Consider the following 16,762-nt stretch of genomic DNA (forward strand, 5'->3'; position numbering starts at 1 on the left):
CATGAACGATCTGACTGTACCGTCCGTGGCCCTCGTGCAGGACGGCAAGCTCGATCCACTGAAGATTCCGAGCACCGGACTGCCCGTGGTCATGACTGTGAGCGCAGCGCATGCGCGTGATGTGCTTAACCTGGTGCTGGAAATGGAGGGCAGCGGGCAACGGCTGTACACCAGTGCGAACCTGCCCATCGGTACCAGCGGCCGGCCGGTTACGCTGCGTATCCCTAAACAGTTGTTTCTCGACCACGTCGCTGATCGGCTGACGATTTATTACACCCTGGCCGCAGCGGGTAGCAGCCCCAGCATTGCCTTTGAGGTGGAGCAAGGGTTTAGCGGAGACCATCAGGTCGACCTGAGCAGGCATCTCTACCGACCGCTGTATGCCAACGGACAAGTCCGCCTGCCCAAAACGCTGCCAGGGTTCGTGTACTACGATCGTGCCTTGCCCGGCGCCACGGCCTACACCAGCAGTGACCAGAGTGTGGCGGCGGTCAACAGCACAGGCAGGGTGACCTTGCTGCGCAATGGCCAGAGCACGATCACTGCCCGGACGCCGCAAGGCGCTCAGTCGTACTCACTGACCGTAACCGGCATCAGAGGCCTCGAGGTGCTCTCCACCAGCGCCGTGACCTGGCAGAACGCCAAACGCCTGTGTGATTCGCTGGGGATGTCCATGCCCCAGGAGCGCGACTTCAGGGCGATGGTCGAGTATTACGGCGCTGACCTGCCGCAGGCCTTGGACCCCCGTGCGCCGTTGTGGGGGGAGTCACTGGGGGCGGGTACCGCTGTCACCTTGAATCCGGTGACGCTGAAGATCACTGCTGAGTCGACCCAAGCGAACAATTTGCGCCAGGTGGTGGGTATCGACTGATCGCACACGATTGGGCGTAACCCAGCAGCATTCAACGAGGAATGCCACCATGAAAAAGTCGATGCTGCCCAGGGCAAGCGCTCTGGCCTGCTGCCTACTGTTTGTCCTGACGTATCTGCAGTCACCCCCAGGCCATGCGCTGGTCGCCCCCTCTGACTCGATCGAGGCGCTCACAGAGAGCCGGCTGGCTGCAGCCACGGCGGCGGTCGAGCAAGGGCTATCCATCGCCGCGACGCTGAACCAACGTCTGGTCAGCACACCTTCTGCCTGCGTACGCAATCAGCCGGACTATGCCTGCAGTGGCGTATTGGTGCGTCCCATGGCGGCTACTCATACGGCTCGCTTCTGGGAGCACGACGCCGAGGCCAACGCCCGAGGCAGTGAAGCATTCGTCTATTTGCGCAGTGATCGCCAGCAGGGGGCGCTGCCAGGGCGTGGCGGTTATGTCCTGATGTCACGGTTCGATGCGCTGGCCACCGAAAAGCCCTATGAGGTCAAGGCACGCCCCAGACCCGGCGAGGTTCAGGTCACCAACTGGAATGCGGCACAGCCCAACCAGATCGCCATCGAGGCGCTCTACTACAATCCCGCCGTTCCCAATGACCTGTTCCGGGCTCAGCGCTCACAACTGCAGTGGTTCAAGGCAACAGCAGCCTGGTTGCCGATCCTGCGCTATAGCGGCGGTGTTGGCGCTGTGTTCGGCTTCGATCAGAGCGAACAGCTGTACGATGGCTATCTGATCGCTGAGCGGATCAACCAGCGCTTCACCACGGTGACGGCCACCTGTCCTGACGGCAGGGCGCGCTATTACTGCCAGGGGGTCTGGGTCAGGACCACCAACATCGCCGACGTCGGCCGCTATCGCACTTGGAACCCGAGTCCGGGGTCGCAGCGCAATAACAGCGTGTCGTTCAGTTGGTTCTCTGCGGACACGTCCGTCGCGACGACATACCACACGCAAGGTTTCATCCTGCGCGAGTCAGGCTACGCCGTGACGCAACCGCTCACCCTGCGCTGCGGCTATCCCCTGGACGCCGCCACCAGCAGCGCTGCCGATCCCTGTACCTTCCGCGGCCAATGTGCAGCGCTGGGCATCACCACCACAGCGGCTTGGCGCGCCAGGTACGGCAGCGGGACCAATCCGGGGTGCGCCTTCGGCAACGATGCGGCGGCGTTTCGTGTGCTGATCGATCTGCGCAACCGCCAGACGGGCTTCGTCAACGCTTGGAATGAGTTAATGATGGCCGTGTGGCCGCAGAACGTGGCGGCGCAGTTACCGCTGGAGTCGTTCATCTATTCGGCAGCCAACGGCCGGGCGAACGCCCAGGTCTTCCAGCGTGAGTACGTGCGCGACACCCTCGGCCGGTATTTACCGGTGCTGTTCCTGAATCCCACACCGCCGCCCAACCGCCTGGTGACCTACAACCCCGACGACCAGAACGTCGAGTAGCGAAGGTTTCGCCTCTCAGCCATCGATCACCGCACAGGTGGAGACACCGTCATGACTATCGTAACCCTTGGCAGATCACTGCTGCTTTCATTGTGCCTGGCGTTCCATCCTGTCTACGCGCTGCAGCCCCTGGCCGATCCCGACACGACGGCTTCCTCAAGCATGGCGGCCCAGGCGCTGCTCGCTCAGGCTGCCGCCGATCAGGGGCTGGACGTGGCGCAGGGACTCAACGCCCGCCTGGCCAGCACGCCGATTCGGTGCGTGCGCAATCAACCGGACTACGCCTGCAGCGGTGTTCTGGTCAAGCCAGTGCTGGACAGTCGCGCCGCGATCTTCTGGGAGCACGATATCGAAGCCCGCGCCCGCGGTACCGAGCAGTTGGAGTATCTACGCGCTGACCTGGCGCCTCGAGGTGGGCAGGGCCAAGTCGGTTACGTGCTGATGAGCCATCTGGATGCCAGGGCGCAGGGCAAGGATTATCAGGTCAGGCAGCGCCCGAACGCAGCGCAGGTGTACGTTGCGAACTGGGACGAAACGCAGCCCGCGCAGGTGGCGATCGAGGCATTGTATTACCCCGCCGGGCGTTCCGATGCGCTGCTGTTGGCCCAGCGTGCGCAGCAGGCCTGGTTCTCGCGTACACGTCAGTGGCTGCCGGTGTTGCGCCTGGATTCGACTCGCGCTACGAGCGCGTTCGGTTTCGACCAGCAGGATCAGCTCTACAGCGGTTATACGCTGGCTGACCAGTTGAACGGCCGGTACCGCGACACTGCCACGCGCTGTCGCAATAACACCCCCGCGTATTACTGCAATGGCGTATTGATCCGGGCCACAGGCGCAGCCGACAGTTTCCGCGCGTGGAATCCTTCGCCCAACTCGGTCGGCCGTAATGGTGTTTCGTTCTCCTATGTGCGGGCGGACGTCGGCACCGTTCGTCTGGCCAATAATCAGGCGGGCCTTATCTTTAAACCTGCCGACTACCCAGTGACCCAGCCCGCGACGCTCAGGTGCGCTTACCCGGCCAATGCGGGCACCAGTTCCACACCCAATAGTTGCCGCGCCAGTTGCCTGTCGCAGGGCATCACCACGGTGGCGCAGTGGCGGGCACGGTACGGCAACACTGGGGCAGGCAACTGTGCCTTCAGCATGGAGCCACGTCCCGACGCTGCGCAGTTTCAACTTAACGTGGACGTGCGCAGCAACGGAGGGGCGCACAACGAGATGATCATTGCCGCCTGGCCCCCGAACATTCCCGAGAAACTGCCCATCGAAGCGATCTACTACCCGGTCAACGGACGCGAGGACCAGGCGAGCCTGATCCAGCGCCAGTACTTCAGTGCCACACGCCGTTTCATGCCGGTGATACGGGTGAACCTGACGGCCGGCGCCGGTGCGATCTTCATCTTCCGGCCCGAAGATCAGAACCGCTGATGGCCCCGGGCTGCGGCATCCCGTTTAGGCCAATCGCCGGGCTGCATCGCGCAGCAGCTCGGCGGTGTTGTCCCAACCCAGGCAGCCATCGGTGATCGACACCCCGTACTTCAAGGCGCCTTTGCCCAATGTCTGGCAACCCTCGAACAGATGCCCCTCGATCATCACGCCGATGATCGAGGTGTCGCCGGCCAGGCGTTGATCCAGCACGTCCTCGAACACTGCCGGCTGACGCGCAGGGTCCTTGCCGCTGTTGGCGTGGCTGCAATCGACCATGATCCGAGCCTGCAAACCGGCTTTGGCCAGGCCTTGTCGGGCCAGTGCAAGGCTGTCGGCGTCGTAGTTCGGGCCTTTGTGCCCGCCACGCAGTACCAGGTGCGTATCCGGATTGCCGAAGGTCTCGATGATCGCGGGATGACCCTGGGCGTCCATGCCGAAATGACGATGACCCGCGACGGCACTGCGCATGGCGTCGGTGGCGACGGCTAGGCCGCCATCGGTGCCGTTCTTGAAACCGACTGGCAGTTCCAGGCCACTGACCATCTCCCGGTGAATCTGCGACTCGGTGGTACGCGCGCCGATGGCGGCCCAGCTCAGCAGGTCGTCGAAGTAGCCGGCAGCCATGGGCTGCAACAGTTCGGTGGCGATCGGCAGACCGCGTTCGAGCATGCCCAGCATCAAGCCCCGCGACAGGGCGATGCCGGCGTGCATGTCGTCGCTGCCGTCCAGGTGTGGATCGTAGGCCAGGCCTTTCCAGCCGACGGTGGTCCGTGGTTTCTCGACGTAGGCGCGCATCACCAGCAGCAACTGGTCGCTCAGCTCACGGCTCAGGGCGGCGAGGCGGTCGGCGTACTCAAGGGCTGAGCGCGGGTCGTGGATCGAGCAGGGGCCGACCACCACCAGCAGACGTGAGTCACGGCCGTCGAGAATGGCGCGCACGGCCTGGCGATGGTCATGGACCTGTTGCGCGAGTTCGCTGCAGAGCGGCATCTGCTGCTTGAGCAGGTGCGGGCTGGGTAGGCGTTGGCTGACGGCGGCGTTGGCCGCAACGGGTTGGGTCAGGGGCAAGGCGAGGTTCGAAGAATGCATGGCGAGGTTTTCCTTGGGCGGACGGCGGGTGTGGGCCCGCGCCGTCGGCCCTATCGAGGTGTTCGACAGGTTGTCGGATGAGCGTTGCGTGCAGCATTGCCACCGGTCAGGGTCCGTACGGAGGCGGCAGGCTGGCCCGAACGGGAATGGCTAAATCGCCAGGCGTGGGGGAAGGCGTAGGGATAGCTGACGTAGTTCATGGTGTTGTCCTCAGAAGTGCTGAACGAATGTAGAAGCCGTTAAACGCAAAACCCCCGATCGGGGGGCCGACCGGGGGTTTGAGTAGTCTCATGTTCGGCGGCCCCTCGAAGGTGGGCGCCGGGTGGGTATCGGCGCCTAGTGGCTAAACCAATACCCAAAATAGGAGCAGGCCGCGACATCACGACCGGCAACGGCCAGCACAGGGCGCACGAGGCGTCCGGCGGTGATGGCGTGATTGCAGGTGTGTTTCGACATGTTGCTCTCCAATGAATGAAACCGAGCTTACTGCAGCGCTGCGCGGTGTTCAATCGGTAAATGCTATCGGGGCGATTGCACGCGGCGTTCAGGCACCCGCGTGTGCAACGAGTGCCGGAGATGAAGGGCTGTCAGACCGCACAGTGCTTGAGTTCCCGCGCGATCAGCATGCGCTGGATCTCGCTCGATCCCTCGTAGATCTGGGTGATTCGCGCATCCCGGTAGTACTTCTCGACCGGATAGTCCTCCAGATACCCATACCCGCCATGCACCTGAATCGCCATTGAGCACACCCGTTCGGCCATTTCCGAGGCGAACAGCTTGGCTTGCGAGGCCTCCGACAGGCAGGGTTTTCCCGCACTGCGCAGGCGCGCTGCATGCAGGATCAGCAGCCGCGCGGCGTTGAGCTGCACCTGCATGTCGGCCAACAGGTTGGCGATGCTCTGGTGCTCGTTGATCGGCTTGCCGAACTGGATACGCTCGCGCGAATAGGTGAGCGCGGCTTCGAAGGCCGCGCGGGCGATGCCCAGGGCCTGGGCGGCGATGCCGATGCGTCCGCCTTCGAGGTTGGACAAGGCGATGGCCAGGCCCTTGCCGCGCTCGCCCAGCCGGTTGGCCTCGGGGATACGGCAGGCGTCGAGGGTCACGGCGCAGGTGTCGGAGGCGCGGATGCCCATCTTGTGTTCGCTGCGGTCGACCTTGAAGCCGGGGTTGTCGGTCTCCACCAGGAAGGCCGACAGGCCCTTCTTGCCCAACTGCGGGTCGGTGACGGCGAAGACGATGGCCAGTCCGGCGCGCTTGGCGTTGCTGACGAACTGCTTGGCCCCGTCGATGACCCAGTGGCCGTCGACCCACTCGGCGCGGGTCCGCAGGTTATGGGCTTCGGAGCCGGCCTGGGGCTCGGTCAGGCAGAAGCAGCCGATCACTTCGCCGCTGGCCAGGCGTGGCAGCCACTGCTGCTGTTGTTCGGCCGTGCCATAGGCCAGCAGCGGACCGCAGCCCACCGAGTTGTGGATGCTCATCAGCGCGCCGATGGCGCCGTCGCCGGCAGAGATTTCCTCCACCGCCAGCGCGTAGGCCACGTAGTCGGTGTAGCTGCCGCCGAAGGTGTCGGGCACCACCATGCCCAGCAGGCCCAGCTCGCCCATGGCGCGTACCACGGCGTCATCGATCCAGCCGGCCTTCTCCCAGGCCTGTGCATGGGGTGCGATCTCGCCGCGCGCGAAGTCGCGGGCCATGTCGCGGATCATGATCTGCTCTTCGCTCAGTTCCAGGTCTTGCATGCTACGACTCCCGGCTCACAGGCCTTCGAAGAATTGATCGACCCGCTGGCTGGACAGCGCGGCGAGGGTCGGTGGGTTCCAGCGCGGCTGCTTGTCCTTGTCGACGATCAAGGCGCGCACCCCTTCGACGATGTCGCCGTGGGCGAACCACTGGCGGTCCAGGTGCAGCTCCATGGCGAAGCAGTCTTCCAGGCTGCGGTGGCGACCACGACGCAGCATCTCCAGCGTCACCGCCATGGCCAGAGGCGAGCGAGTTTCCAGCAGGTCGGCGGTGGCGTGCGCCCACTGCTGGCTATCACCGATGCGCACGCTGCGCAGTTGTTCGAGGATGCTGGGCAGGTCGGGCTGGCCGAAGTAGTGATCGATCACCGGGCGCAGGCGTGCCAGTGGCGCATCCTCAAGGGTTTGGGTGCCCAGTTTAGCCAGCAGACCTTGCAGGTCCTTGAGCGGATGACTGCCGAAATTCAACGCGTCCAGGCCCTGGTCCAGGGTACTGAGCCGGTCGCTGGCCAGATACCAGTCCGCCAACCCGCAATACAGGGCATCAGCGGCCTGAACCTGCGTGCCGCTGACCCCCAGGTAGGTACCCAGCTCACCCGGAATGCGCGACAGGAAGTAGCTGCCGCCGACATCCGGGAAGTAACCGATACCGACTTCTGGCATGCCCAGCCGGCTGCGCTCGGTGACGATGCGCAGGTCGGCGCCTTGGGCCAGGCCCATGCCACCACCGAGGGTGAAACCGTCCATGATCACCAGGACCGGCTTGCGGTAGTGGTGAATGCACAGGTCGAGTGCGTACTCCTCGACGAAGAAGCGCTCGTGCAGGTCGCTGCCGGCCTTGTAGCTGTCATGCAGCGAGCGGATGTCGCCGCCGGCACAGAAGCCTTTCGGGCCTTCGCCGCGTAGCACCACCGCCTTGATCCGTGGGTCTTGCGCCCAGGTCTGGAGGTGCTGGTGGAGGCTGCGCACCATCTCCAAGGTCAGGGCGTTGAGGCCGCTGAGACGGTTGAGGGTGAGGTGGCCGATATGGTTGCGGACATCGGCCAGCACATGATCGGTGGACGGAAGTGGAGCGTGGACGGTCATCGCGTTCTCCCTGCTTTGTTATTGATTTTCCATGTGAAGTCTGGAAATACGCTGGAGGATCGAGGGATCCTGCCATGCATATTTACCCGGCACAATCGACAAATGTGCAGCGCTCGGGTGCATTTTTGCGTCAGGGGCGGGTCCTGAATAGGACCGCAAGGGCAGGGCAATGGTTTGCTTGAAAGGTGCGGCCAGTGAAGATCATGTGACGTCGCAGCGGCATTGCACCGCTGCGACGTCGCTCGCTCGAACAGGAATCAGTGACGGTCCAGCCACACGGTTTGTACGTTGCAGAACTCACGTACGCCGAAGTGCGACAGTTCACGGCCGAACCCGCTTTTCTTGACACCGCCGAACGCCACGCGGGGGTCGGAGGCGCAGTAGCCGTTGATGAACACCGCGCCGGTGTCCAGCGCAGGAATCATGCGCTCGGCCAGGGCCAGATCGGCGGTGTAGATCGTCGAAGCCAGACCGAAATCGCTATCGTTGGCCAGTTCCACCGCGTGCTGCGCATCGCTAGCGCGGATGATCGCGGCCACCGGGCCGAACAATTCCTGCCTGAAGGCCGTCATGTCCGGGGTGACGTCGCCGAGCACCGTGGGGGCGTAGAAGTTCGCCGCACCGTCGAGCTTGTGGCCGCCGAGCAGCAGTGTAGCGCCTTCGGCCAAGGTGGCCTGGACTTGCCCGTCGAGTTCGTCGCGCAGGTCGAAGCGCGCCATCGGGCCGATGTAGGTGTCGTCGTCCAGCGGATTGCCGAGCTGCAGCGCGCGGGTGGCGGCGACGAACTTCTCGCTGAACGCCTCGACGATGCTGTCCTCGATGATGAAGCGCTTGGCCGCCGCGCAGACTTGCCCGGTGTTCTGGTAGCGACCGATCACCGCAGCCTTGGCCGCTTCGTCCAGGTCGGCATCGGCCAGCACGATGAAGGGGTCCGACCCACCGAGTTCCAGCACGCACTTCTTCAACGCGGCGCCGGCCTGGGCACCGATGGCCATGCCAGCGCGCACGCTGCCGGTGAGGGTCACGGCGGCGATACGTGGGTCGTTGATCGCACGGGTCACGCCGTCGGGGGTGACGTTGATCACCTCGAACACGCCCTGCGGCAGACCCGCCAGATTGAACAGTTCAGCCAGCAGATAGGCGCTGCCCATGACGTTCGGTGCATGTTTGAGCACATAGGTGTTGCCCGCCAGCAAGGCCGGCACGGCGCCGCGCAAGACCTGCCAGATCGGGAAGTTCCAGGGCATCACCGCTAGAATCGGGCCCAACGGACGGTACTCGATGCGCGCCTTCTCCACTTGCGTGGCCTCAGGGGCAAGCATGGCCGGACCGTGTTCGGCATACCACTGGCACAGGCCGACGCACTTGCTCACTTCACCGCGCGCCTGGACGATCGGCTTGCCGATCTCGCGGGCGATCATCTGGGCAAAGGCTTCGTGACGGCTCTGCAAGGCCTCGGCCAGGGCACGCAGGTAAGCGCTGCGTTGCGCCAGCGATACTTGGCGCCAGTGAGTGTATCCGTGCTTGGCCCGCTGCAAGGCCGCGTCCAGTGCGGCCTCGGTGTCGTACGGGTAGACGCCGATCTGCTCGCCGGTGAAGGGATCGACGGAAATGGCATGGGTCAGGCTGCTGATGGCACTCATGGCTGTTCCTCTTGTTGTCCTGGACGGTGTCGTTTCAATTGAGGCCAGACTAAAAGCGTATCGATTTGATGAAAACTGAATAATACTGAGCGAATCATTCACGAATGGAGAAAGGCTGTGGACCTGGTGCAACTGGAGATGTTCAAGGCAGTCGCCGAGCACGGCAGCATCAGCGCCGCGGCTCAACAGATTCATCGAGTACCGTCGAACCTGACCACCCGCATCAAGCAATTGGAAGAAGACTTGGGCGTGGCGTTGTTCATCCGCGAGAAAAGCCGATTGCGGCTGTCACCGGCGGGCTGGAATTTTCTCGACTACACCCGGCGTATCCTGGATCTGGTACAGGAGGCCCGCGCCACGGTCGCCGGGGAGGATCCGCAGGGCACCTTCGCCCTCGGTTCTCTGGAAAGCACGGCGGCGGTGCGCATTCCGGCACTGCTGGCGGCCTACAACCAGCGCTATCCGAAGGTCGACCTGGACCTGTCCACCGGGCCGTCGGGGACCATGCTCGAAGGGGTATTGTCCGGACGCCTGGTGGCGGCCTTCGTCGATGGCCCGGTATTGCACCCGACGTTGGAAGGCATTGCGGTCTTCGAAGAGGAAATGATGGTCATCGCGCCGTTGAACCACGCGCCGATCGGTCGTGCCCAGGATGTCAACGGCCAGAACATCTATGCCTTTCGTGCCAACTGCTCCTATCGCCATCACTTCGAAAGCTGGTTCGTCAAAGACCACGCGGTGCCAGGCAAGATCCATGAGATGGAGTCCTACCACGGCATGCTCGCCTGCGTCAGCGCCGGGGCCGGTCTGGCGTTGATGCCGCGCAGCATGCTCGACAGCATGCCAGGGGCGAGCACCGTCAGCGCCTGGCCGTTGTGTGAGGATTTTCGCTACCTCAGGACCTGGCTGGTGTGGCGTCGCGGTACCGTATCGCGAAGCTTGAGCATGTTCATCCGGCTGTTGGAAGAGCAGACGAACAGGTGAGATTGGCCAAAATCGATGTCTTGCTAACATTTTTTTCACGAAATAGTGGCAAATGACTTTCATCTTGGCGTCGGCGTGCTAATAATCGCCGATGTATTACTTCTTGTGTCCCAGATGGGATGTTGTGGGCACAGGCGCAAAATAGAGGGGCACAACCCCAATTGTTGCAGGCCGCCCACCATCGACTGCCTGCCCGTGAAGTCCACCTGGAGTAGTCATTGATGAAGAACCGTCTCGCCACCTCGTTGGCCGTGGCAGTGCTGGCGCTGGCCGGTACGCAATTGGCACAGGCCGCCCAAGTGTCGGGCGCCGTGGGCGTCACCAGTCAGGGCGACATGACCTATCGCCTGGGTATGTCTTTCGATTGGGACAAGAAATGGCTGCAAAGCAGCGTCGGTCACGTCAGCGGTTACTGGGACGCCGGCTACACCTACTGGGAAGGCGGTGACTACAGCGGCGCGCACTCGCTGTCGTTCAGCCCGGTGTTCACCTATGAATTCGGCGACTCGGGCTACGTGCCGTTCATCGAAGCCGGTGTCGGTGTCGCCGTGTTCTCTAAAACCGACGTGGGCGATCAGAAGCTGGGTTCAGCGTTCAACTTCGAAGACCGTATCGGTTTCGGCGTGAAGCTGCCGGGTCAGCAGAAGGTTGGCATCCGTGCTACGCACTACTCCAACGCCGGTATCAAGCAGCCTAACGACGGTATCGAGTCGTATGCGCTGTTCTACAGCGCCGCGTTCTAAGCGCTGAGCGCTGCACCGCCGGCGTCAAGTTGGCGGTGCAGTTCGGGCAAGCGGCCCGTTTCTTCCTCTCGCAGGCTCAGTGCTTGCGCCGCAACAGCAGGATGAAGAACACGCCACCGATGGCCGCTGTGGCGATGCCGATCGGCAAGTCCTGCGGGGCGATCAGCGTTCGCGCGCCCACATCCACCCAGATCATGAACAGCGCGCCGAGCAGGGCGCAGGCGGGCAGTAGCCGCCGATGTTCCGCGCCTACCAGACGCCGCGCCATGTGCGGCAGCATCAGGCCGACGAAGCCAATGGCGCCGGACAGCGACACCAGCACCCCGGTCAGCAGCGCCGTGCCGACGAACACCCGAGCACGCACCGCGCGGGTATCGAAACCCAGGCTCACGGCGGTTTGCTCGCCGCTCATCAGCGCATTGAGCGCCCGCGCCTGGCTCATCAGCAGCGCGAACCCGGCCAGCACGCAGAGCGCCGGCAGCCACAGCAACGACCACTGCGCCAAGCCCAGTCCGCCGAGCATCCAGAACATCACCGACGCTGCGGCATGCGGATCACCGGTGTACAGCAGCAAGTTGGCCGTGGCCATCACGACGAATGACACCGCGACCCCCGCCAACAGTAGGCGATCACTTTCCAGTCGGCCGCCCCGGCTGGCTACCCCGAGCACCAGCAGCATGCTGCCCAGTGCGCCGATGAACGCCGCCAGCGGCAAGCTGAAGACCCCGGCAAAGGGGCCGAGAAACAGCACCACCAGGACTGCGCCGAACACCGCGCCGGCACTCACGCCCAGCAGGTGCGGGTCGGCCAGCGGATTGCGGGTCACCGCCTGCAGTGCGCCGCCCACCAGCGCCAGGCCTGCGCCGACCAACGCGCCCAACAGCACGCGTGGCGCGCGAATCTGCCAGACGATCTGCGCCTGGCCACGGCTCCAGTCTCCCGACTCGGCCAAGCCGACGTGGTGCAGGACGATACCCAGCACCTTGCCCAGTGCCACCTGGGCCGAGCCAAAGCCCAGCGACAGCAGACACGACAGCAGCAGCATGGCCAGCAGCGCCAGCATCAGCAGGCGATAGCGTGCGCTGCTGCGAATCGGCATCACCGCTGGGCCTCGGCGAACAACTCGGGATGCAGGGCCTTGGCCAAGACCTCGATCGCCTCGGCGTTTTGAACCGACGGCGTGACCTGCAGGTAGGACAGCACCACGAAGCGCTGCTTGCGGATCGCCTCGACGCTGGCCAGCGCCGGCTGGGCGAGCAGGAAGTCGCGTTTCTGCTGCCAGGTCGTCGGGCCATAGTCGACGATGACGATCACCTGAGGGTCGCGCTCTACCACACTCTCCCAATTCACATGGGTCCAACTGGCGGCCAGATCGTCCATGACGTTGTCCCCTCCCGCGGCATCGATCAGCGCCTGCGGCATTCCCAGGCGACCGGACGTCATCGGCCGGTCCTCGCCGCTGTCATAGAGGAACACCCGCGCACGCTGAGGTGCGTGGGCGGTACGTTGCGCCACCTGCTCAATGCGCTGGCGCATGTGCCGCACCAGGGCAGCGGCGCGCTCGCGGACATCGAAAATCCGTCCCAGGTTGTCCAGGTCACGGTAAAGGTCATCGAGACTGGCGTGACGCTGAGGCATGATCCAGGAGCAGGACTCGCTCAGCTCGTACACCGGTATATCGAAAGGCGCCAGGGTCTGTGGCGTGACCGGACCGCCGATGCGCATGCCGTAGGCCCAGCCGGCGAAGAAGAAGTCGGTATCGGCATCGAGCAGGTTTTCGACCGAGACATAGCGCGGGGCAAGTTCCGGCAAGCCGTCGAGCGCCTGGCGCAGGCTCGGATCCAGCGTCTTCCAGCCGCTGATGCCGCTGTAGCCGGCCATGTGATCGCGCAGTCCCAGAGCCAGCAGCATGCCGGTGAGGTTGATGTCATGGCTGACCGCGCGTTGCGGCGCGTGATCGAAGGTCACGTCGCGGTCGCAACTGCGAACGGTCACCGGGTAAGGCGCCGCCTGAGCGGCGAGGGGCAGGGCGGCCAGCAGGGCCAGGTAGGCGAACAACGCTTTCATGCGGGACTGATCCAAGTGATGCGTGGATGGGGCGCCAAGGGGTGGCAGTCGACCAGCGCGCGCACACCGAAGACCTCGGCCAGGCACTGCTCGGTGAGCACCTGCTGCGGTGTGCCGTGGGCCACTACGCGACCGGCGTCGAGCACGTACAACCGATCGCAGAAGGCGGCGGCCAGGTTGAGGTCGTGGAAACTGGCCAGCAGGCTCAGGCCGGTGCCGCGCAGTTGTTGCAGCAGGGCCAGTTGGAAGCGGGGATCCAGGTGATTGGTGGGCTCGTCGAGGATCAGCAGCCTCGGCTGCTGCACCAGTGCGCGGGCCAGCAATACCCGTTGTTTTTCACCACCAGACAGGCACGTGAAGGCGTCCAATGCGCGGGGCAGCAGGCCCAGGCGGTCCAGCGTGGTGTCGATCAGCGCGGTATCGGCGTCGCCATCGAACCAGCCCTGGTGCGGTGTTCGGCCCATGGCCACCACGTCGCGCACGCTAAGCCCGAAGTCTTCGGGAAATTCCTGCAGCATCACGGCGATGCGCTGGGCAGCCCAGCGCGGCGTGCGCTGCCAGATGTCTTCACCTTCGAGTCGTACCTGGCCGGCATCGGGCCGGCTGAAGCGGTAGGCACACCGCAGCAGGCTAGTCTTGCCGCTGCCGTTGGGGCCGATCAGGCCGACGAACTCGCCAGGACCAACGTGCAGATCGATGTTGTCCAGCAATGGCCGTGGCGCGCCGTGAGGCGACCAGTGCAGCGCGTGGAGATGCAGGGTAGGGCAGGACATGCACGAGCCGACCATCGCGGAATTGAAGATTCCCCTACGGCGCAGGTGCACGCGGGTGACGCGCGCAGACGCTCGCGAAAACCGGCCAGTGCCCGCCCGCCGCGGGAGTTGCCAATAGCTGCAGCAGGCCGGTCTCCGGGCTTGCGAGGAACCTGAGACATTCACCTTCCCATGCCCTGGGCACAGTGGTGTATCGAATGTCTCGCTCGCCTACCGTTGCGGGGGCAGCGCCGGACTGCTCGCCAAGGGCGAGGCACCGGCTTCCCGTTTAATCCCCGACGCGGCGGCCGGGGACACCTGAAACAAGGGGCGCATCTGAGCATTTATGTCGGCCATGCGTCAACCGATCCGGCGCGCCTGGCCGCTTGCAGTGATTGGCGAACCTGAACCATGATCGAGCTCTTTATCGACAGCAAGGATGGAACTGATGCCAATCTATCTAGCAGCAGACAGCGAATTGTTTCCCGGCACCGAGTTGGTCGCTGAAGCCCCCGCGCAGCAGGGCGCCTATGTCGTGGTCTTTGAAGATGATGGCGAGACGGGTTATTTCTACGCTCTGGACACGTCGTGCGCTGAAAACCCGATTCAGGACGCGCTGCACATCTATAACGTCGAGCAGATTTCCGACCGCGACAAAGCCTCGCAGGTCAAGATCGGCTGGTCCGAGGATCACCTCAAAGCCGTGCTGCTGATCAACGACTTCCCCCACGCCATTTTCGACTTCCAAGCCAAACGGGGTTACTGCCGCACCGGCTTCCCGCCTGCCGTCGGCAAAGGTTGGTCCGAGCAAGGGCATGAGTGGACGGACGACGCCTTGCAACTGTTCGCCTGAGCCTTTGTCCGCCGTGTAGTGGAGTGATCTTGAATGTCGCTGAATATCGGTATCTACGTCTTCGATGACGTCGAAGTGCTGGACTTTGCAGGACCGTACGAAGTCTTCACCACGGCTACACGCATGCACGAACGCAGCGCTGCCAGCGAGCAGCCGCTGTTCTGCGTCTTCACCCTCGGCCGCACGCGGACGGCCGTTCATGCCCGGGCAGGTTTGAAGATCGATCCCGACTACAGCATCAACGACCACCCGACGCTGGATTGCCTGATCGTGCCGGGCGGTGTGGTCACTGCTGAGCTGGCCAAAGCCGAGGTGATCGACTGGATCCGTGAACAGTGCCGGCCTGATCGCACGGTGGCGTCGGTGTGCACCGGCGCGTTCCTGCTGGCCCGCACCGGCAAGCTCGATGGCCTGCAGGTGACCACTCACTGGGAAGACATCGCTGATCTGAAGGCCATGTTCCCGGCATTGGACGTGCTCGAGGGCGTGCGCTGGGTCGACCAAGGCGCCTTGGTCACCTCGGCCGGCATCAGCGCCGGTATCGACATGAGCCTGCACCTGGTCGAGCGTCTTCACAGCCGAGCCTTGGCCGAGCGCACGGCCCGGCAGATGGCGTTCGACTGGACCGAGCACCCCTGAACAGTGCCAGGGGTGACATGAGCAGATTTCATTAATCGTTTCAGGATGTGTCCGGCATACTCCAGAGGGTAAAGTGCACAACATCAAGAAGATTTACGCTGGAGAACCGTCTATGCCTGCGTCACCCCACGCCGCTCGGTCCAAAGCCGCTGCGGTGTTTCGCGTCACCTCGGGTAACTTCCTCGAACAATTCGACTTTTTCCTGTTCGGCTTCTACGCCACCCAGATCGCGGGGGCCTTCTTCCCGGCCTCCAGCGAGTTCGCGTCCTTGATGATGACCTTCGCCGTCTTCGGTGCAGGCTTTCTCATGCGCCCGTTGGGCGCCATCGTGCTGGGGGCTTACATCGACGACGTCGGTCGGCGCAAAGGCCTGATCGTGACGCTGTCGATCATGGCCAGTGGCACGCTGCTGATCGTGCTGGTGCCCGGCTTTGCCACCATTGGCTACTGGGCGCCGCTGCTGGTGCTAATCGGGCGGTTGCTGCAAGGCTTCTCCGCCGGGGCTGAGCTGGGCGGTGTCTCGGTTTATCTCGCCGAAATGGCCACACCCGGCAAAAAGGGCTTCTACACCAGCTGGCAGTCTGGCAGTCAGCAGGTGGCAATCATCGTCGCCGCCGCCTTGGGCTATGCCTTGAACCAGTCGCTGCAGCCCTTGCAGATCAGCGAGTGGGGCTGGCGCATACCGTTCGCCGTGGCGTGCCTGATCATTCCCTTCATCTTTTTCCTGCGCCGCAACCTGCAAGAAACGCAAGCCTTCGAAAACCGCAGCCATCGCCCGACCATGAAGCAGGTGATCGCCACACTCGGCCAGAACTGGGGCGTGGTGGTGGGCGGCATGCTGATGGTGGCGATGACCACCAGCGCGTTCTACCTCATCACGGTGTATGCGCCGACCTTCGGCAAGACCGTCCTCAACCTGAGCACCACCGATGCCTTGTTGGTGACGCTGCTGGTCGGGGTGTCGAACTTCTTCTGGCTGCCGATTGGCGGCACGCTCAGCGACCGCTTCGGACGCAAGCCGATGCTCATCGCCATGACCGTACTGACCGTGTTCACGGCTTATCCGGCGCTTTCCTACCTGGCGCAAGCGGCGAGCTTCGCGCACATGCTGGAAGTGCTGCTGTGGTTCTCGTTCCTGTACGCGATGTACAACGGCGCGATGATCCCCGCGCTGACCGAAATCATGCCCGAAGATGTGAAAGTGGCGGGGTTCTCGCTGGCCTATAGCCTGGCGACGGCGCTGTTCGGCGGCTTCACCCCAGCGATGTCGACCTGGCTGATTCATGAGACTGGCGACAAGGCCGCGCCCGCGTACTGGGTGACCTTCGCCGCGCTGTGCGCGTTGAGCGCAACGCTGGTGCTGTACCGCAAGATGGCGGTGCGCGGCCGGGTCGCCGCGCCGTAAGTGCCGGTGCTGG

General features: G+C 63.8%; 15 protein-coding genes and 1 riboswitch. Of the genes, 8 read left to right on the top strand and 7 right to left on the bottom strand.

What is annotated here, in order from left to right:
• The first annotated feature begins 1 nt into the window (after window position 1).
• The 3 genes from Q6A47_RS09685 to Q6A47_RS09695 are packed head-to-tail and all read left to right on the top strand — an operon-like array spanning window position 2 to window position 3,749.
• Window positions 2-871, top strand: coding sequence for an Ig-like domain-containing protein (locus tag Q6A47_RS09685; RefSeq protein ID WP_304484171.1), 870 nt, complete (start codon window positions 2-4; stop codon window positions 869-871).
• A gap of 49 nt (window positions 872-920) precedes the next feature.
• Window positions 921-2,321: a hypothetical protein gene (locus Q6A47_RS09690; protein ID WP_304484172.1), complete on the top strand. Its 1,401-nt coding sequence runs from the start codon at window positions 921-923 to the stop codon at window positions 2,319-2,321.
• A 51-nt stretch (window positions 2,322-2,372) separates the two neighbouring features.
• The gene (locus tag Q6A47_RS09695) at window positions 2,373-3,749 is read left to right on the top strand and encodes a hypothetical protein (RefSeq protein ID WP_304484173.1); all 1,377 of its coding nucleotides are present in this window, start codon (window positions 2,373-2,375) and stop codon (window positions 3,747-3,749) included.
• Between the two features lie 24 nt (window positions 3,750-3,773).
• Here the strand turns inward: Q6A47_RS09695 and Q6A47_RS09700 are convergent, their stop codons facing one another.
• From Q6A47_RS09700 to Q6A47_RS09715, 4 genes are all read right to left on the bottom strand, one after another.
• On the bottom strand, window positions 3,774-4,838 hold the full coding sequence (locus tag Q6A47_RS09700; protein WP_304484174.1) for a 3-deoxy-7-phosphoheptulonate synthase: 1,065 nt from the start codon (window positions 4,836-4,838) through the stop codon (window positions 3,774-3,776).
• A gap of 587 nt (window positions 4,839-5,425) precedes the next feature.
• A complete protein-coding gene (locus tag Q6A47_RS09705; RefSeq protein ID WP_304484175.1) occupies window positions 5,426-6,577 on the bottom strand; it encodes an acyl-CoA dehydrogenase family protein in 1,152 nt (383 codons plus the stop codon).
• 15 nt (window positions 6,578-6,592) lie between these two features.
• Window positions 6,593-7,663 (bottom strand): enoyl-CoA hydratase/isomerase family protein, encoded by a 1,071-nt coding sequence (locus tag Q6A47_RS09710; RefSeq protein ID WP_304484176.1) that lies wholly within the window; start codon window positions 7,661-7,663, stop codon window positions 6,593-6,595.
• Window positions 7,664-7,920: 257 nt separating this feature from the next.
• Window positions 7,921-9,306: an aldehyde dehydrogenase family protein gene (locus Q6A47_RS09715; protein ID WP_304484177.1), complete on the bottom strand. Its 1,386-nt coding sequence runs from the start codon at window positions 9,304-9,306 to the stop codon at window positions 7,921-7,923.
• A 117-nt stretch (window positions 9,307-9,423) separates the two neighbouring features.
• On the opposite strand from Q6A47_RS09715, the gene ptrR reads away from it, so the two are divergent.
• Window positions 9,424-10,290, top strand: a complete 867-nt coding sequence (gene ptrR, locus Q6A47_RS09720; protein ID WP_304484178.1) for a putrescine utilization regulator PtrR — start codon at window positions 9,424-9,426, stop codon at window positions 10,288-10,290.
• A 221-nt stretch (window positions 10,291-10,511) separates the two neighbouring features.
• A complete protein-coding gene (locus Q6A47_RS09725; protein WP_029614246.1) occupies window positions 10,512-11,033 on the top strand; it encodes an acyloxyacyl hydrolase in 522 nt (173 codons plus the stop codon).
• Between the two features lie 76 nt (window positions 11,034-11,109).
• Here the strand turns inward: Q6A47_RS09725 and Q6A47_RS09730 are convergent, their stop codons facing one another.
• The 3 genes from Q6A47_RS09730 to Q6A47_RS09740 are packed head-to-tail and all read right to left on the bottom strand — an operon-like array spanning window position 11,110 to window position 13,873.
• The gene (locus Q6A47_RS09730; protein ID WP_295481980.1) at window positions 11,110-12,132 is read right to left on the bottom strand and encodes a FecCD family ABC transporter permease; all 1,023 of its coding nucleotides are present in this window, start codon (window positions 12,130-12,132) and stop codon (window positions 11,110-11,112) included.
• The gene (locus Q6A47_RS09735) at window positions 12,132-13,100 is read right to left on the bottom strand and encodes an ABC transporter substrate-binding protein (RefSeq protein WP_304484179.1); all 969 of its coding nucleotides are present in this window, start codon (window positions 13,098-13,100) and stop codon (window positions 12,132-12,134) included. Before Q6A47_RS09735 ends, Q6A47_RS09730 begins: the two co-directional genes overlap by 1 nt.
• Window positions 13,097-13,873, bottom strand: coding sequence for an ABC transporter ATP-binding protein (locus Q6A47_RS09740; RefSeq protein WP_039583185.1), 777 nt, complete (start codon window positions 13,871-13,873; stop codon window positions 13,097-13,099). The genes Q6A47_RS09735 and Q6A47_RS09740 overlap by 4 nt, the downstream gene beginning before the upstream one ends.
• A 109-nt stretch (window positions 13,874-13,982) precedes the next feature.
• Window positions 13,983-14,189: riboswitch (cobalamin riboswitch) on the bottom strand.
• A gap of 111 nt (window positions 14,190-14,300) precedes the next feature.
• On the opposite strand from Q6A47_RS09740, the gene Q6A47_RS09745 reads away from it, so the two are divergent.
• From Q6A47_RS09745 to Q6A47_RS09755, 3 genes are all read left to right on the top strand, one after another.
• A complete protein-coding gene (locus Q6A47_RS09745; protein WP_295481984.1) occupies window positions 14,301-14,705 on the top strand; it encodes a DUF2251 domain-containing protein in 405 nt (134 codons plus the stop codon).
• Window positions 14,706-14,738: 33 nt separating this feature from the next.
• On the top strand, window positions 14,739-15,344 hold the full coding sequence (locus Q6A47_RS09750) for a DJ-1/PfpI family protein (protein WP_304484180.1): 606 nt from the start codon (window positions 14,739-14,741) through the stop codon (window positions 15,342-15,344).
• Between the two features lie 112 nt (window positions 15,345-15,456).
• Entirely contained in the window at window positions 15,457-16,749 is a 1,293-nt protein-coding gene (locus tag Q6A47_RS09755) for an MFS transporter (RefSeq protein ID WP_116888347.1), read from the top strand.
• Window positions 16,750-16,762: the final 13 nt, after the last annotated feature.

It is taken from the genome of Pseudomonas boreofloridensis (assembly GCF_030580795.1).
Classification (GTDB): Bacteria; Pseudomonadota; Gammaproteobacteria; order Pseudomonadales; family Pseudomonadaceae; genus Aquipseudomonas; species Aquipseudomonas boreofloridensis.

Bases quoted from the DNA above. Each gene is read 5' to 3' on its own strand.
- Q6A47_RS09685 (WP_304484171.1), top strand. From the start codon at position 2: ATGAACGATCTGACTGTACCGTCCGTGGCCCTCGTGCAGGACGGCAAG.
- Q6A47_RS09690 (WP_304484172.1), top strand. From the start codon at position 921: ATGAAAAAGTCGATGCTGCCCAGGGCAAGCGCTCTGGCCTGCTGCCTA.
- Q6A47_RS09695 (WP_304484173.1), top strand. From the start codon at position 2,373: ATGACTATCGTAACCCTTGGCAGATCACTGCTGCTTTCATTGTGCCTG.
- Q6A47_RS09700 (WP_304484174.1), bottom strand. From the start codon at position 4,838: ATGCATTCTTCGAACCTCGCCTTGCCCCTGACCCAACCCGTTGCGGCC.
- Q6A47_RS09705 (WP_304484175.1), bottom strand. From the start codon at position 6,577: ATGCAAGACCTGGAACTGAGCGAAGAGCAGATCATGATCCGCGACATG.
- Q6A47_RS09710 (WP_304484176.1), bottom strand. From the start codon at position 7,663: ATGACCGTCCACGCTCCACTTCCGTCCACCGATCATGTGCTGGCCGAT.
- Q6A47_RS09715 (WP_304484177.1), bottom strand. From the start codon at position 9,306: ATGAGTGCCATCAGCAGCCTGACCCATGCCATTTCCGTCGATCCCTTC.
- Q6A47_RS09725 (WP_029614246.1), top strand. From the start codon at position 10,512: ATGAAGAACCGTCTCGCCACCTCGTTGGCCGTGGCAGTGCTGGCGCTG.
- Q6A47_RS09730 (WP_295481980.1), bottom strand. From the start codon at position 12,132: ATGCCGATTCGCAGCAGCGCACGCTATCGCCTGCTGATGCTGGCGCTG.
- Q6A47_RS09735 (WP_304484179.1), bottom strand. From the start codon at position 13,100: ATGAAAGCGTTGTTCGCCTACCTGGCCCTGCTGGCCGCCCTGCCCCTC.
- Q6A47_RS09740 (WP_039583185.1), bottom strand. From the start codon at position 13,873: ATGTCCTGCCCTACCCTGCATCTCCACGCGCTGCACTGGTCGCCTCAC.
- Q6A47_RS09745 (WP_295481984.1), top strand. From the start codon at position 14,301: ATGCCAATCTATCTAGCAGCAGACAGCGAATTGTTTCCCGGCACCGAG.
- Q6A47_RS09750 (WP_304484180.1), top strand. From the start codon at position 14,739: ATGTCGCTGAATATCGGTATCTACGTCTTCGATGACGTCGAAGTGCTG.
- Q6A47_RS09755 (WP_116888347.1), top strand. From the start codon at position 15,457: ATGCCTGCGTCACCCCACGCCGCTCGGTCCAAAGCCGCTGCGGTGTTT.